Raw genomic sequence first — 16,237 nt, 5'->3', positions numbered from 1 at the left:
TTGCTCCTCAGAACTGGTAGCGACGCAGGCGCGTCTGCACGAGGAAGAGATAGACGCAGACGCCGCCGAGGATGATCAGGAACATCATCGTGGCGATCGCCGCGCCCATGTTGGGGTCGCCGACCTGCAACTGGAAGCCGAAGAAGGCGCGGTAGAGGAAAGTGCCGAGAATATCGGTCGAATAGTTCGGCCCGGCGAGCGCGCCTTGCGCGGTGTAGATCAGGTCGAAGGCGTTGAAATTGCCGACGAAGGTGAGGATCGAGATGATGCCGATCGACGGCAGGATCAGCGGCAGCTTGATCTTCCAGAACTGTGACATGCCGGTGATGCCGTCGCATTCGGCGGCCTCGATCACCTCTTCGGGGATAGACAGCAGGGCGGCATAGATCAGCATCATCGGGATGCCGACGAACTGCCACACCGAGATCAGGCTGAGCGCCGTCAGCGCGTATTCTTCCTTGCCCAGCCACGGCGTGAACAGGCTTTTCAGGCCGACGAGATCGAGCAGATGCGGCGCCACGCCCCACAGCGGCGACAGGATCAGCTTCCAGGCGAAGCCGACAATGACGAAGGACAAGATGGTCGGCACGAAGATTGCCGTGCGGTAGAAGGCGGCAAATCTCAGTCTCGGGCTGGACAGAAGTGCGGCCAGCATGACGCCGATCGGGTTCTGCACCAACATGTGGATGATGAAGAACCAGGTGTTGTTCCGGAGCGCATTCCAGAAATTCACCGACCAGTTGGGGTCGCCGAACAGCGTGCGGAAGTTCTCCAGCCCGACGAAGACCTGGTGCTGCTCGATGTTGCGGAACAGCGACAGCTGCAGCGTGCCGGCCAGCGGCAGGATCATGATCGCCGTATAGACAAGCACCGCCGGCGCCAGGAAGACGCCAATGTGCCAACGGAACGGTCTTTTCGGTCGTGTGTCTGCGGCCATGAGTTCGGTCCCCGCCGTCTCTCGGTTCCAAATGGGTGTTGATCTAGATGATGCCTCGATGCACGGCCCGAACATTCTTGCCCCGTGCGGCAAGAACAAAGGCCTGCGACTGATCAGCTAGCCTTCCCCATGAAAAGCAAGGGTAAGGCCGAGAGGCGGTGCCGACAATCGCTATCTGAACGGGCGCAATCTGAAGAACCAGGGTAGTCCGAGACCGGCCAGGCGTACGCCCGGCCGATCTCGTTGCCTGAGCTCTTACTTCGCCGGCTTGTACCAGCTGTCGAGGCCGGTCTGCAGCTTCTTGGCCGCAGCTTCCGGGGTGTCGGTGCCGTTGATGACGTTGGCCGATTCAACCCACGTCTCGTTTTCGAGGTTCGGCGTGCCACGCGACAGGATCTGGTAGGTCGAGCGGATCGTCGACTTGCACTTGCCGCGCCAGGAGACGAATTCCTGGGCCAGCGGGTCTGCCATCTTCACCGGCGAGGAGTTCAGGCTGAAGAAGCCCGGCAGCGCGTTGGCGTAGATGGTGGCGAAGTCCGGCGAGGCGACCCAGGACAGGAAGGTCTTGGCCGCATCTGCGTTCTTCGAAGCCGCATTCAGACCCATGCCGATATCGGTATGGTCGGAGATGTAGCAGGTGTCGCCGGCTTTCTCGACCGGCGGCGGGAAGGCGCCCATCTTGAACTGGGCCTGGGTGTTGAACAGGCCGATTTCCCAAGAACCGGCCGGGTAGATGGCGGCGCGGCCAAGCGTGAACAGGTTCTGGCTGTCTGGATAGGTCTGCGCCTCGAAGCCGTCGCCGAGATAAGGCTTCCACTTGGCCAGTTCCTCATACGGCGCGACCCAGTCCTTGTCGGTCAGCTTCTGGTCGCCCTTGATCAACGCAGCGCGGCCGTCCTCGCCCTTCCAGTAGTTGGGGCCGATGTTCTGGTAGCCCATGGTCGCGGCTTCCCACAGATCCTTGGTGCCCATCGCCATCGGGATGTAGGTGCCGTCGGCCTTGATCTTGTCGAGCGCGGCGAAGAACTCGTCGCGGGTCTCCGGCACCTTGATGCCGAGCTTGTCGAAGGCGTCCTTGTTGTAGATGAAGCCGTGGATGACCGAGGCCATCGGCACGCAGAAGCTCGCCTTGCCGTCGTCGGTCTGCCAGGCGGACTTGGCCACCGGCGAGAAATTGTCCATGCCGGGCAGCGCCGAGAGGTCGGCAAGGTTGCCCTTCTTGAACAGTTCAAGCGACTTGTCGAACGGGCGGCAGGTGATTAGGTCGCCCGCAGAGCCGGCGGCGAGCTTGGCGCCAAGGGCGGCGTCATACTCGGTCGGCGCCGAAGGTGCGAACACCACCTTGATACCCGGGTTCTTGGCTTCGAAGGCCGGGATCAGCTTGTCCTTCCAGATGGCAAGGTCGTCACCGCGCCAGCTTTCGATGTTGAGCGTTACGTCTGCAGCATTAGCCACCCCAGCCGAGCCGAGAATGCTGGTGCCCAGAAGCAGTGCCGTCAGTAGTTTCGTTGTCATGCTCAGTCTCCCTGTTGACCTTTTTCAGGTTCGGTTTTGATGAGAACAGAGGCTGCGCGCCCCTTGCTCCCCTCGATCGCGGAAAGCGCCGGCCTCAGCTTCTGGCCGGTTCCTTCCAGCAGTTTCTCCGCCGCATCGGCGCTGTCGGCGCCGGCGGCGAGCAGAATGGCGGTCTTGACCGCGCCGCCGCTCTTCTCGAGCAGGCGCGCCGCTTCGTCCCTGCCGCGCCCGCTGACTGCGGCGACGATGCGCGCTGCGCGGTCGCGCAGCTTGATGTTGTCGGCCATCAGGTTGACCATGTAGCCGTCATGCACATGGCCGAGATGGACGGCGGTCAGCGTCGACAGCATGTTGAGCGCGATCTTCTGGGCGGTGCCGGCGCCCATGCGCGTCGAGCCGGCAATCAGTTCCGGCGGCGTTTCGAGCAGGATGGCGGTTTCGGCCTGCCGCAGCAGAGCCGAGTCCCGGTTGTTGGCGATGCCGATGGTGGCGGCCCCGCGATTGGCGGCTTCCTCGATGGCCCGCACCGCATAGGGCGTCGTGCCGCTGGCCGAAATGGCGATCAGGCAATCGCCCTTGCCGATGCCAGCATTGATGACGGCTGCTGCCGCCTCCTCGGCGTCGTCCTCTGGACCGCCGGCCAATGTCCGGAAGGCTTCGTCGCCGCCGGCGATCAGGATGGCGATGCGGTCGCGGTGAATGCCGAAGGTGCCCGGAAGCTCAAGCGCATCGGCCAGCGCCATCAGGCCTGAACTGCCGGCCGCGGCATAGGCAAGCTTGCCGCCGCTGCTCAACCTGCCGGCGATGATCTCGGCCGCCCTGGCGATGGAGGGAATGGCGTGGCGCACGACTTTTGCAGCCTCGATCTGCGCGTCGGCCAAAGAAGAAAGGATGGCGTCCGGGGCCTGGATATCCAGCCCCTCGGCATTTTGGTGAAGCGCTTCGGTGCGCGTTTCGGCCATCCCGGTTCCTCCAATGCGGAAACAATACCAAAAAAATACCACTTGTCCACATGCATTAACGAATTCGCTGGCAGGAAATCGCTCAGCCAACGAAATGCCTAGGTTTTTCAATAAAATACGGCTTAATCTTTTTGAAACAGAAATTAACTCTTGGCTATTGGTATTTTATTGGTATTATCCGCCCGGAGGAGAAATCGCGTGAATTTCGTGCTCGGTATCGATGGCGGCGGCACCAGCTGCAGGGCCGCCCTGGCAACCGCGGATGGCGCCGTCATTGGCCGCGCCAAGAGCGGCGCCGCCAACATCCGCACCGATCTTACCGGCGCCCGGTCGAACATCGTCGAAGCGGCAAGGCAGGCGTTCATTGCCGCCGGGCACGATCCGGAGCTGATCCCGCAGACACCGGCCATTCTCGGCCTTGCCGGCGCCAATGTCGGCACCTACCGGCAGCAGCTCGAAGCGATCCTGCCGTTCAGCATCAGCCGTGTCGAGACCGACGCCGAGATCGCGCTGGAAGGGGCTGTCGGCTCCGGCGACGGCGCCATGGCCATCCTCGGCACCGGCACCGCCTATATGGCGCGCAAGAACGGCAAATCGCGCGCCATCGGTGGCTGGGGCTTTCAAGTCGGCGACCAGGGCAGCGGCGCCCGCATCGGACGCGACCTGCTCGAACAGACGCTGCTTGCCTATGACGGCGTCCGCGAGGGCTCGCCGCTGACGCAGAGCATGCTGGCGGTGTTCCGCAACAATCCGCAGGACGTGGTGGAATTCACCACCAATGCCAAGCCCGGCGATTTCGGCGGCTTCGCGCCCAAGGTGTTCGAGCATGCCGAAAAGGGCGACAGCGTTGCCAACTGGATCCTGGACAGGGTGGTCGCCGATGTCGAAGCCGCGCTCGGCGCGCTCGACCTAGCGGATGACGCTCCGCTGTGCCTGCTCGGCGGGCTGGCGCCGCTTTACGCGCCGCGCCTGTCGGCCCGCTACCGGGCGCTGCTGAAGCCGCCGCTCGACGATGCGCTGGGCGGCGCCGTGCAGATGGCGGCCCGGCTTTTCGCCGGGACAACGGAGGCGGCTCGATGAGCGATGCCGCCGACCAGATCTTCGCCACGCTGAAACAGTCGTCGCAGAGCGGCGCGCCGCTTTATCTGCAACTCAGGAAGAGCATCGAGGACGCGGTCAATCGCGGTCTGATCGGACCGGGCGACGCACTGCCCTCGGAGCGTGACATCGCCAGCAAGGCCGACATTTCGCGCGTCACCGTGCGCAAGGCGGTGCAGGACCTGGTCAAGGGCGGCATCCTGGTGCAACGCCATGGCTCCGGCACGTTCGTGGCGCCGCGCATGGAGCGCGTCGAGCAGTCGCTGTCGCGGCTGACCTCCTTCACTGAGGACATGGCGCGGCGCGGCATGGCGGTGCGTTCGGCCTGGCTCGACCGCGGCCTTTATGCGCCCTCGCCCGACGAGATGATGGTGCTCGGCCTGTCGTCGAACGAACTGGTGGCGCGGGTGGCGCGCCTGCGTATCGCCAACGACACGCCGCTGGCGATCGAACGCGCCTCGCTGTCGGCCAGCGTGCTGCCCGACCCGGCGGGAATAGGTTCCTCGCTCTATGCGGCGCTGGAATTGACCGGCAACCGGCCGGTGCGGGCGGTGCAGCGCATCTCAGCCGCCAACCTCGGCGACGGCGACGCGCGCCTGCTCGAGGTGCCGCCGGGCATTGCCGGCCTGCACATCGAACGCATTTCCTATCTGGCGAGCGGCAAGGTGATCGAATTCACCCGTTCCATCTACAGGGGCGACGCCTATGATTTCGTCGCCGAACTGCGGCTGACAGGGCCGAGCGAAGAGGGCCGACCATGACCACAGAGCCGAGAATGCCGAATGAACCGACCCCGTCGGCTGAGCCGACCATGTCGGCTGGGATGACCCATATGCGGCGCGAGATCGAGGAGATCCCGCTGGCCGTCGCCCGCCTGCTCGACGGCTCCGGCACTGTCCTGACCGAGGCCGGGCGCGGCATCCGCGAACGCGACCCGCAGTTTGTCGTCACCGTGGCGCGCGGTTCGTCCGACCATGCAGCGACCTTCATGAAATATGCCGTCGAGCTGACCGCGGGCCTTGCCGTCGCATCGGTCGGTCCGTCGATCGCCTCGATCTATGGTGCCGAGCTCAGGCTCGGCGGCTCGGCCTGCCTGGCGATCTCGCAGTCGGGCAAGAGCCCCGACATCGTCGCCATGGCAGAGACGGCGCGGGCCGGTGGCGCGCTGACCATCGCCATCACCAACACCGCCGATTCGCCGCTGGCGCGTGCCTCGGACTATGCGATCGATATCCTGGCCGGACCGGAGCGCAGCGTCGCGGCGACCAAGACCTTCATCAATTCCGCCGTCGCCGGTCTTGGCCTGATGGCGCATGCCACTGGAGACGAGGCGCTGCTGGCGGCGCTCTTCGAATTGCCCGACCATTTCCGCAAGGCGATCGCCTGCGACTGGATGACGGTGCTGTCCGAAACGATCGAAAAGCAGAAGTCGCTGTTCATCCTCGGCCGCGGCCCGTCGGCGGCGATGGCCAACGAGGCGGCGCTGAAGTTCAAGGAGACCTGCGGCATGCATGCCGAGGCCTACAGTGCGGCCGAAGTCATGCATGGCCCGCTGGCGCTGATCGGCCCGGACTTTCCGGTGCTGGCGCTGGCCGCGCGTGACGCATCGGAGCCTTCCGTTGCCGAGGCCGCCGACAGCCTGGCGGCCAAGGGTGCGCCGGTGTTCGTCACCTCCGCACTTGCCCAGCGCGCCGTGCGCCTGCCGCATGTCGCCACGGGCCATCCGCTGACCGATCCGCTGACGCTGATCGTCTCCTTCTACATGTTCGTCGAGGCGTTTGCCCGCCATCGCGGCCTCGATCCGGACACGCCGCGCAATCTTCGCAAGGTGACGGAGACCGTATGAGCGACCGTTTTGCCCTGACTGGCGCCCGCATTTTCGACGGTGACGACTGGCACGACGGCGCAGCACTCGTCGTGCGCGACGGCCTCGTCGAGGCCATCCTGCCCGCCGGCGCCCTTGCCTCCGACCTCCGCATCGTCGAGACCGGCGGCGGCATGCTGGCGCCCGGCTTCGTCGACCTGCAGGTCAATGGCGGCGGCGGCGTCATGCTCAACGACCACCCCGATGTGGCCTCGCTCGAAACCATCTGCCGGGCGCATGCGCCCTTCGGCACGACCGCGCTCCTGGTGACGCTGATCACCGATACGCCCGCCATCACCGCCGCCGCCGTCGCCGCCGGCGAAGCCGCGACGCTGCGGAAGCTGCCGGGTTTCCTCGGCCTGCATCTGGAAGGCCCGCATCTGTCGATCGCCCGCAAGGGCGCGCATGATCCGGCGCTGATCCGGCCGATGCTGGACGCCGACCAGGCGAAGCTGATCGCGGCGCGGCAGAAACTGCCGGTGCTGCTCACCACCATCGCACCGGAATCCGTCGAACCGGCGCGGGTCTCGGCGCTGACCAGGGCCGGCGTCGTCGTCAGCCTCGGCCATTCCGACACCGGCTACGCCACGGCCAGCACCTTTGCCGAGGCCGGCGCCTCGATGGTCACCCATCTGTTCAACGCGATGAGCCAGATCGGCAACCGCGAGCCCGGGCTGGCTGGCGCAGCCATCGATATCGGCTCCCTGTCGGCCGGCCTCATCGCCGACGGGATCCATGTCGATCCCGCCACCATCAAGATCGCGCTGCGCGCCAAGCAGGGGCCGGCCAAAATCGTGCTGGTCACCGACGCCATGGCGCCGATCGGCACCGATATGACCTCGTTCACGCTCAACGGCCGCACCATCTACCGCAGGGATGGCAGCCTGCGGCTTGCCGACGGGACGCTTGCGGGCGCCGATCTCGACATGATCTCGGCCGTGCGCTTCATCCACCTCGTCGTCGGGGTCGAGCTTTCCGAGGCCTTGCGTATGGCCTCGCTCTACCCGGCGCAAGCGATCGGCCAGTCGCACCGGCTCGGGCGCTTCGCCAATGGCACGGCAGCCGATATCGTTGCGCTGTCGGACGATCTCGACATCAGAGGCGTCTGGATCGGCGGCGGGAAGGTTTTTGCAGGCTCCAACAGCGCTGGGTGATATCAGGCCATGCATGACATCGATTGCGTCATTGCAGGAGCAGGTGTCGTCGGGCTCGCCATCGCCAGGGCGCTCGCCCTGTCGGGCCGCGAGGTGCTGGTGGTCGAGCAGGCCGGCGCGATCGGCACCGGCACAAGTTCGCGCAATTCCGAAGTCATCCATGCAGGGCTCTACTATGCGCCGGGAAGCCTGAAAGCCCGGCTCTGCGTCGAAGGCCGCGAGCGGCTCTATGCCTATTGCCGCGAGCACAATGTTGCCCATGCGCGCACCGGCAAGCTGATCGTCGCCGTCGAACCGGGCCAGTTGGACAGGCTGGACGCGATCAGGGCCAACGCGCAGAGCTGCGGGGTTGGCGATCTCGAAATCTTGACGCAGGCACAAGCCGAGAGCCTCGAACCCGCGCTGCAATGCGCCGGCGCGTTGCTCTCGCCATCGACCGGCATCATCGACAGCCAGGCACTGATGCTGTCGCTGCGCGGCGACGCCGAGGCCGCCGGTGCATCCTTCGCCCTGCTCACGTCCGTTACCGGAGCGGCGATCGAAGCCGATGGGATCCGGATCGATACCCACGATGCCGATGGCGAGGGCTTCGCGCTGAAGGCTGGCGCCTTCGTCAACGCCGCGGGCCTCGATGCGCAGGCTCTCGCCGGCCGCATCGAAGGTTTTCCGCAACGCCTTGTTCCACCGCGATGGCTGGCGCGCGGCAACTATTTTTCACTCTCGGGCCGGTCACCCTTCTCGCGGCTGATCTATCCGGTGCCGGTTAATGGCGGCCTCGGCGTCCATCTCACCCTCGATCTGGGCGGCAGCGCGCGCTTCGGTCCGGATGTCGAATGGATCGACAGCGTGGATTACACGGTCGACCCTGCTCGTGGTGCGGCCTTCTACGGCGAGATCAGGCGCTATTGGCCCGATCTTGCCGACGGCGCCTTGCAGCGGGCCTATGCCGGCGTCCGGCCAAAACTGTCCGGCCCGGGCCAGCCTGCGGCCGACTTTATGATCCAGGGTCCGGCCGACCATGGCACAGGGCCGATCGTCAGTCTGTTCGGCATCGAGAGCCCCGGCCTGACGGCAAGCCTGGCGATCGCCGAGCATGTAGTCGAGCTGCTGTACCGCGGCTGACGAGCTGCCTGTGCACGTCCAGCCTTAAGATGTGTAGAGACCCCTGTAGGTATCGCGCAGCAGGTTCTTCTGCACCTTGCCCATGGTGTTGCGCGGCAATTCGTCGACGAAGATCACCTGCTTCGGGTGCTTGTATTTTGCGACGCGTTCCGCGATGGCGCCGAGAATTTCGGCTCCGGTGATGTTCGAAGCCGGCGACCGCACGACGACAGCGGTGACGCCTTCGCCGAAATCGGGATGGGCAACGCCGATAACAGCGCTTTCGCTCACGCCGTCAAGCGCGTCGATCTCGCTTTCGAGCTCTTTCGGATAGATGTTGTAGCCGCCGGAAATGATCAGATCCTTGCCGCGGCCGACGATGTGGACGTAGCCGTCGGCGTCGACGATGCCGAGATCGCCGGTGATGAAGAAGCCGTCGGCGCGGAATTCCGCCTTGGTCTTTTCCGGCATGCGCCAATAGCCGCCGAAGACGTTCGGGCCCTTGACCTCGATCATGCCGACCTCGCCCTGAGCGAGCGGCCTGCCAGTGTCGGGATCGGCAATGCGAAGCGCCACACCCGGCAAGGGAAAACCGACCGTGCCGGCACGCCGCTCGCCGTCATAGGGGTTCGAGGTGTTCATGTTGGTCTCGGTCATGCCGTAGCGTTCGAGGATCGCGTGGCCGGTTCGCTCACGCCAGGCCTTGTGCGTCTCGGCCAGCAGCGGCGCCGAACCGGAAATGAACAGGCGGATACTTTTCGCCGCCTGACGGTCCAGCCCGTCCTGCTGCAGCAGGCGCACGTAGAAGGTCGGCACGCCCATCAGGGCGGTGGCGCCCGGCAGCAGCGAGACGATGCGGGCCGGGTCGAATTTCCGCTCGAACAGCATCGAGGCGCCGGCCATCAGGACGACGTTGGTGGCAACGAACAGACCATGGGTGTGGAAGATCGGCAGTGCGTGGATCAGCACGTCGTCGGCCGTGAAATGCCAGTGGTCGACCAGCACCCGCGCGTTCGAAGCAAGGTTCTCGTGGCTGAGCATCGCGCCCTTCGAGCGGCCCGTCGTTCCCGAGGTGTAGAGGATCGCCGCGAGATCGTCCTTGGCCCGCACCACATCGTGGAAGTCCGCCGGCAATCGCGAGGCCTGATCCGTCAGCGATCCCTCGCCATTGCGGCCGAGCGTGACGGTGACGGCGCCCGATTTTTCCGCCAGTGCGCCGATGTCGGCCGCCCTTGCCGGATCGCAGACGACCAGACGTGGTGCTGCGTCACCGAAGAAGTACTCCAGCTCGGCCAGTGTGTAGGCGGTGTTGAGCGGCAGGAAGACGGCGCCGGCACGCAGGCAGGCGAGATAGAGCAGGACGGCTTCGGGGCTCTTCTCGACCTGCACGGCGACGCGATCGCCGGGCTCGACATCCAGTTGCAAGAGCGCATGCGCGAGCTGCGCCGACCGCGCCAGCATATCGCCATAGGTCAGCGAGCGACCATCATCGGTTTCCATCAACAAGCGATCGGGCGCCGGCATCCGGGAACGGAACGCGTCGAACAGATGGTTGCTCATGAAGTCTTCCCGGGGATAGTAGAGACGGCGGCGCCGGGCATGCTTTTCGAGCGGCATGCATGGGCGGCGAAGAGTTCGCGGTTCTTGGCCGCGCCGTCAAGACCCGCGGACAGGTGTTTGCCCGTGGCGCCTATGGGCTGCGTGGCTGCAAAAGATTGCCGGAGCCGACGCTATCGCCGGGCGCGTGCCGCCTTGCCGGCGACCGACTTCAGACTCTCACTTTGCCTGATGCGTTCCATGCACATGGCAGCGGTCAGCTGGTAGTGATTGATCAGCGCTTCGACGGCGCCGTCGGCATTGCCGTCCAGAGCACATTCGGCGATCCGGCGATGCTCGCCGAAATCGTCGCGCTGGGCACTTTCGCTGTCACTCGCCATTTGCCGGTAGCGGTAGGCGTGATCGGAAAGCTGCTCGCAGAATCCCACCAGCCATTGCGACCGGCAGGCCGAAATCAGGACCCGATGAAACACGCGGTGCAACTTCTCCCAATCCGGATTGAGCGACGAGAGATCCTGTGGCGAAAGACGTGATGCACGCCCCAGGCGATGCAGCGCCAGTACGAGTTGTTCTTCCCATTCGGCGGTGCGGTGGGCGATCGATTCGCGAAGCGCCCGCTCCTCAAGCCAGCAACGGGTGCGCGTCAGCTCTTCGAGCTCCGCCGCGCTGACCGGCATAATGAAGAAGCCGCGCTGGTCGTGCCTGCCGAGAAGTCCTTCCGAGGCGAGGCGATTGAGAGCCTCGCGGACAGGGGAAGCGCCGGCTCCATATTTGGAAACCACCCATTCGACCCGCAGCTTGCTCTCGGCTTCAAGAACTCCACCGAGAAGGTCATCCCGCAATTGGTGATAGACCGTGCTGGCAAGCGTGCTCTTGGGCCCTGCGCCGTCGTCGTTCAGATTGGCAGCTCCGTATGTCAAAGCGACTCCTTGTCCCCAAATTATGTTTGGGCAATTCGAGTCCGAAGCATCCCCCTTCGTACACGTACCATATCGCGTCTGGCCTCCGAGGCTCAAGCAGAAGATCACGCTATTGTACTTAAGCACGAAGAAATATACGGCATTTTGCCGATCAGCGATGCAAAGTCGCGTATTTCTACAACCTTCGGAAACTTAACGTGTTTTGTATGCACGCAGGATCATCTGTTCTTGTGAGCACGCGCGATCGGCTTTTCTGCCGCGCGCAAAAGACGGAACGAATCAGGCGTCTCGTCCAGGCTCGATGCTTCGCGAATCAGATTCTGACGGACCCTGCCGGGCATGAGAGCCGTTGGCGGCCAATTGGACTTGAAGACAGGATTGGCGTCGTGGATCAGCCGGCTGCCTTGTCGGCTGCCGTCCTGATCGCCTGGATGTTTTGCCGGTAGGCGTCGACGCTGCCGCCCTTGAAGATCGCGGCGCCTGCCACCAACACGTCGGCGCCGGCGGCAGTGACCAGAGGCGCGGTTTCGGCTGACACACCGCCGTCGATCTCGATGCGGATCGGCCGGCTGCCGATCAGCGCCTTGACCCGCTTCACCTTGTCGACGATCGCCGGAATGAAAGCCTGGCCGCCGAAGCCCGGATTAACGGTCATGATCAGGATCAGATCGAGCCGGTCGAGCACATATTCGACCGCACTTTCCGGTGTTGCCGGATTGAGCGACACGCCGGCCTTCTTGCCAAGGTTCCTGATGGTCTGCAGCGAGCGGTCGAGATGCGGCCCTGCCTCGGCATGCACCGTCATGCCGTCGCAGCCAGCGTCGGCGAAGGCGGCCAGATAGGGGTCGGCCGGCGCGATCATCAGATGGCAGTCGAAGAAGGCCTTGGTGCGGTTGCGGATCGCCTTGATCACCGAAGGGCCAAAGGTGATGTTGGGGACGAAATGTCCGTCCATGACATCAAGGTGAATCCAGTCGGCGCCGGCAGCCACCACCGCTTCGACTTCATCGCCGAGCCTGGAAAAATCCGATGCCAGCACCGAGGGTGCAATCAAGGTTTTTTTGCTCATGGGCGCGGCCTTTCCGAGCGCCCTTCTCATTCGGCCACTCTATCGACTGCCTAATGCGCCGCAGGTGACTTGTCGAGTGCGCAGGCGGCTGGCTGCACAGGCTACGTCCCGCCCATGTCGGCTGCCCCTTGCCCGTCCAAACAAAAACCCGCCGGATTGCTCCGGCGGGTTTATGGCTTGTGTCGCGCTGGCGGTTACGGCTTCAAGTTCTGGATGTTTCCAGCCGGATCGCCCTGCTGTTGCTGGTCGCTTTGCGTCTTGCCCCGCGGAAGCAGTTGCTGCAGGACATTCGGGTTCAGCAGGTCTGGCTCCAGTTGGCCACGGATCGGCCTGCAGTTCGGATAGCGCCCAATCGTGCCTTCCGGGCAGTGCCGCCTGATGATCGGCTGGCACTGGCCATTGATCATCTGCGAGCCCGGTGCGCACTCCTCCACCTGCGGCCTGGACCTGCGGCATGCGCCGTCGATCACCTCGGTCCCGCGCGGACAGACACACTCGCCGCGCTTGTTATGGACCTGGCCGCGAATGTCGCACTGCTCCACCGGCGGCTGTTTGCGCCGGCAGGCATTGCCTTGCACCTCGGTACCCCTCGGGCAGACACAATTGCCGTTGGCGTCGTGGACCTGGCCACGGATGGTGCATTGCTCGGGCTGCGGCCGGATCGGTCGGCAGGCATTGCCCCGGACTTCCGTACCTTTCGGGCAGACACAGTCGCCATCGGCATTGTGGACCTGGCCACGGACGGTGCACTGCTCGGGCTGCGGCCGGATCGGACGGCAGGCATTGCCCCGGACTTCCGTACCTTTCGGACAGACACAATCGCCATCGGCATTGTGGACCTGGCCACGGATGGTGCACTGCTCAGGCTTCGGCCGGATCGGGCGGCAGGCATTGCCCCTGACTTCCGTACCCTTCGGGCAGACGCAATCGCCGTCCGAATTGTGGACCTGACCGCGGATCGTGCACTGCTCAGGCTTGTCGGTCTTGACGCACTTCCCGTTTTGAAGCCCGGTTCCGCGTGGGCAGACGCAACGTCCGTCCTGGGTGCGGATCTGGCCTTCGAGCAGCACGCAGGGCCGCGGCTTTGGCTCGACGATGACGCCACCGTCGGGCGAGCACTGGCCGTTGCGGAAGGTGGTGCCTTGCGGGCAGACACACCTGCCGGCGTCGTTCATGACGAAACCTGGCGAGCACTCGTTCTTCACCTCATGTGTGATGGTGAAGGGATGGCACGCATAGGCCTTGCCACGATCGCCCTGGACATTGGCCTGGTCGCCGGGGAGCATGTCGCCGCCTTGCACCCGGGTGTCGGGAGACAGGACGCCGACGCAGTTCTGGCCGCTGACATTGCCCTGCAGATTGGCCAGGCGGCCGTCGTCGGGAATGACCACGGTGACTTGGTGCACCTGGCTCTCCCCTGCGCCGAGCGTCAGGTTGGCAATGCAGGACAGTGGCAAGGTCGCCGGTTCCGGCGAGCAGCCGAAAGGCGGATCGATCGAGGTGATCGCAACGCCGTCCAGCCTGCCGAGACCTTCGACGCCGATCGCATCACCGATGCGAACCGGACCGGAGAAGGGGCTCGTCCCATCGTTCGTGATGGTGATCTCGAACGAGCAGGGTTGGCCGAGCTTGCATTCGCGGTCACCGGTCTTTTCGACGCGGATGGTCGAAGAGCCGCCGCCCTTGGCGCAGGCCTGGCCGATCGGATAGACGATGTCGTCGCCGGGCGCCGGACCATACGAGCCCCGCGCGCAGTTTTCGAACTCGCCGTTCGCCGAAACCGTCACGTCGAAGTGGCGGCTGGTTCCAGGTGTCATGACGGCACCAGGAATCTGGCACGACAGCGCATTGGCCGGAACCGGCCCGCACGCCCATTCCGCGCCGTCGGGGGTGACGGTCTGGATCTGGACGGGCGCGCCGCCCGCCACCAGCGTGGCGGCGTCGTTGACCCGCACCGGACCGGTGGGGGCAGCGGTGCCGGCATTGACGACGGTGATGCGGCAAGAGACGACCGCCGCACCGGCCAGCGAGCCATTGCACACCTTGGTGATGCGCAAGGCGGGCTTGCCGCCATTGGGGTGACGAATGCGTTCCTTGGCGCAGGCCTTGTTGTTGGTGAGATCGGTTTCACCAGGGATGGCCTTCACCTCGGCGCAGTTCTCCACCGTATCGGACTGATAGCCGGCCGGCATGACCGCCTTAACGAAGATCGGTGTCGAGGCGCCCGGTGCGAGCGATATGCCCGCATTGTCGCAGCGGAACTGGCCGGGGCCGGTCGGGCCGCATGTCCATGGTGGGGTCGGACCGAAGGTCGAGGAGGCAGGCGCGCCGCCTGGATAGCTGTCGATCACCGTCAGCGGTCCATTGTAGGTGAAGGTGCCGTTGTTGATGATATCGATCACGAAGGTGCAGATGCCGTCGGCCGTGCAGACCTCGGTGCGGGCACGCTTCTTCAGGATCAGGTCGACCTTCTTTTCGACCGGTGGCTGGCATTCGCGATCACGATCGCCACGCCGGCAGATCGGGATCGAGGCACAGCCGCGATCGTTCGACTGGCTGCCGAACAGCGGCTTGCCGCTGGCCGCATAATTGTAGGTGGCGCAGTTGCGCAGCACGCTGCCTTGCCAGCCTCCGGCCGGCTTGAAGCCGAGCTTGAGGTCGACGAAGGCTCCCGGATTGAGCGTGGTCACCGGATAGGTGCACGTCATGGGGGTCGTGCCGGGTACGCAGACCCAAGGCGGATTTGGCCCCGAATCGAGCGTCGAGCCGGCCGGCAGCGTCACCTCGTCGAGCACGATCTTGCCGTGATAGGCACCGGTGCCGACATTGGTCACCCTGATGGTGAAGTCGCAGCCGCCGCCCATCGTGCAACGCTGGACTTCGGCACGCTTTTCAACCTTGAGGTCCGGTTCCTTGTCCTTGGGCGGGCATCTCTGGTCGCGCGGGATGACGATGTCGATGGTCTGCGTGCAGCACAGGCCCCAGCCTTCCTCCGGGCCGGCATAGGTTTCGATGCCGGTGACGATGAGGTGGATGACATCGCCGGGTGACGCGCCAACGATCTTCCAGTTGAGCACGCCGCCGCCCGCCGGCACCAGCTGGGTGTCGGGGATGATGGTGATGCCGGGTGTTGTCGTCGACACCTGCACCCATTTGCCGCCCATCTCCGGGCCGACCGGCATGTGGTAGATGAAGGCGCCGCCACCGGGCACGCAATCAACCGTGCCGCGCTCCACCTTGAAGCATTCCTTGCCGGGAGGCGGCGGTGGCGGGTTGCACTTGGTGACATCGATCTTGATCGAGGTCTTTTCGCCGGTCTTGATGTCGCCGTCGTCGGGCTTGCTCGGATCTTGCGACGGGATGATGATCCCCGTGCCGGCTTCCGGCGTCACCTTGATCATGCCCTGGTTGTCGACGATGGTCGGCGAAGGAAACGCCGCATGGTCGATCTTGGCCGTGATCTGGAAGGTGATGACGCGCTCGTTGGGAGCGCCGACGCCGTCGAGATCGGAGGCGGAAATCCGGAAATCGGAAACCGTCGCCGTGTCGTTGGGATTTGCCGATGTGCTGATCGTTGCACCCGGCAGTGGTCCGCCGGCCGCATCCGTGCCGTCGCCGGACACATTGACGTTGACGATCTCAAGGCCGTGCGGAAGCTGGTCCTTGAAGTCGAGCCGGGCCTTTTTCAGTCTGGCCGCGAAGCCAGGGTCGGCAAAACCCTGCGGGTCGCCGCGCAAACCGAAGCTCAGGGAATAGACAACATAGTCGCAGCCTCTCTGGGTGCCCTTCTTGGTGAAGAAAGGCACGACCCGGCCCGGTTCCGGATTGATGATGCGCGGATTGTCGAGGTCGAGTCTGGGCTCCGTAATGACGGTGTACACCTCTTCGGCGAAGCCTTGCACCGGGGTCAGGGTGGCGACCGCGATACCGGCCGCCATCAGCCAGCGCGCGCCGCGCCTGGCGAGTGACAGGGGTTTCATGATCGTCTCCAAGACGGTTGACTGCTTTGACTGGTTGCTCGTTGCGAGCGGGGAAAGTGCGAGATTTTTCATCTTCCCCT

12 protein-coding genes are annotated in these 16,237 nt (G+C 64.6%); 5 read left to right on the top strand and 7 right to left on the bottom strand.

Features of this window, described 5'->3' with window-relative positions:
• Positions 1-7: 7 nt before the first annotated feature.
• From AC1DYW_RS01950 to AC1DYW_RS01940, 3 genes are all read right to left on the bottom strand, one after another.
• Positions 8-937: a carbohydrate ABC transporter permease gene (locus AC1DYW_RS01950; RefSeq protein WP_477224936.1), complete on the bottom strand. Its 930-nt coding sequence runs from the start codon at positions 935-937 to the stop codon at positions 8-10.
• A gap of 255 nt (positions 938-1,192) precedes the next feature.
• Positions 1,193-2,452, bottom strand: coding sequence for an ABC transporter substrate-binding protein (locus tag AC1DYW_RS01945; RefSeq protein WP_477224935.1), 1,260 nt, complete (start codon positions 2,450-2,452; stop codon positions 1,193-1,195).
• A gap of 2 nt (positions 2,453-2,454) precedes the next feature.
• Positions 2,455-3,414 (bottom strand): N-acetylmuramic acid 6-phosphate etherase, encoded by a 960-nt coding sequence (locus AC1DYW_RS01940; protein WP_477224934.1) that lies wholly within the window; start codon positions 3,412-3,414, stop codon positions 2,455-2,457.
• A 198-nt stretch (positions 3,415-3,612) separates the two neighbouring features.
• Here AC1DYW_RS01940 and AC1DYW_RS01935 point away from each other — a divergent pair, with 198 nt between their 5' ends.
• Genes AC1DYW_RS01935 through AC1DYW_RS01915 form a run of 5 tightly spaced genes read left to right on the top strand, consistent with a single transcriptional unit; the run spans position 3,613 to position 8,652 of the window.
• Complete coding sequence (locus tag AC1DYW_RS01935; protein ID WP_477224933.1) at positions 3,613-4,494, top strand: glucosamine kinase nucleotide-binding domain-containing protein; 882 nt, start codon at positions 3,613-3,615, stop codon at positions 4,492-4,494.
• Positions 4,491-5,273 (top strand): GntR family transcriptional regulator, encoded by a 783-nt coding sequence (locus AC1DYW_RS01930; protein WP_477224932.1) that lies wholly within the window; start codon positions 4,491-4,493, stop codon positions 5,271-5,273. Before AC1DYW_RS01935 ends, AC1DYW_RS01930 begins: the two co-directional genes overlap by 4 nt.
• A 50-nt stretch (positions 5,274-5,323) precedes the next feature.
• On the top strand, positions 5,324-6,358 hold the full coding sequence (locus AC1DYW_RS01925) for an SIS domain-containing protein (RefSeq protein ID WP_477225554.1): 1,035 nt from the start codon (positions 5,324-5,326) through the stop codon (positions 6,356-6,358).
• Positions 6,355-7,530 (top strand): N-acetylglucosamine-6-phosphate deacetylase, encoded by a 1,176-nt coding sequence (nagA, locus tag AC1DYW_RS01920; RefSeq protein ID WP_477224931.1) that lies wholly within the window; start codon positions 6,355-6,357, stop codon positions 7,528-7,530. Before AC1DYW_RS01925 ends, nagA begins: the two co-directional genes overlap by 4 nt.
• A 9-nt stretch (positions 7,531-7,539) precedes the next feature.
• Positions 7,540-8,652, top strand: a complete 1,113-nt coding sequence (locus AC1DYW_RS01915) for an NAD(P)/FAD-dependent oxidoreductase (protein WP_477224930.1) — start codon at positions 7,540-7,542, stop codon at positions 8,650-8,652.
• Positions 8,653-8,676: 24 nt separating this feature from the next.
• Here AC1DYW_RS01915 and AC1DYW_RS01910 read toward each other — a convergent pair whose 3' ends face one another.
• The 4 genes from AC1DYW_RS01910 to AC1DYW_RS01895 all read right to left on the bottom strand — a co-directional run bounded on the left by AC1DYW_RS01910 (position 8,677) and on the right by AC1DYW_RS01895 (position 16,229).
• Entirely contained in the window at positions 8,677-10,191 is a 1,515-nt protein-coding gene (locus AC1DYW_RS01910; protein ID WP_477224929.1) for a malonate--CoA ligase, read from the bottom strand.
• A gap of 170 nt (positions 10,192-10,361) precedes the next feature.
• Positions 10,362-11,108 carry a GntR family transcriptional regulator gene (locus AC1DYW_RS01905; protein WP_477224928.1) on the bottom strand — a complete coding sequence of 249 codons (747 nt, stop codon included), beginning with the start codon at positions 11,106-11,108 and terminating at the stop codon, positions 10,362-10,364.
• Between the two features lie 391 nt (positions 11,109-11,499).
• Positions 11,500-12,177 carry a ribulose-phosphate 3-epimerase gene (gene rpe, locus AC1DYW_RS01900; protein WP_095083670.1) on the bottom strand — a complete coding sequence of 226 codons (678 nt, stop codon included), beginning with the start codon at positions 12,175-12,177 and terminating at the stop codon, positions 11,500-11,502.
• A 194-nt stretch (positions 12,178-12,371) separates the two neighbouring features.
• Positions 12,372-16,229 (bottom strand): DUF7929 domain-containing protein, encoded by a 3,858-nt coding sequence (locus tag AC1DYW_RS01895; protein WP_477224927.1) that lies wholly within the window; start codon positions 16,227-16,229, stop codon positions 12,372-12,374.
• Between the last annotated feature and the right edge of the window lie 8 nt (positions 16,230-16,237).

The organism is Mesorhizobium sp. P2_D5 (assembly GCF_056404355.1).
Note: the sequence above shows the minus strand (reverse complement) of the source record. Positions and strands in the feature narration are given on the sequence as shown.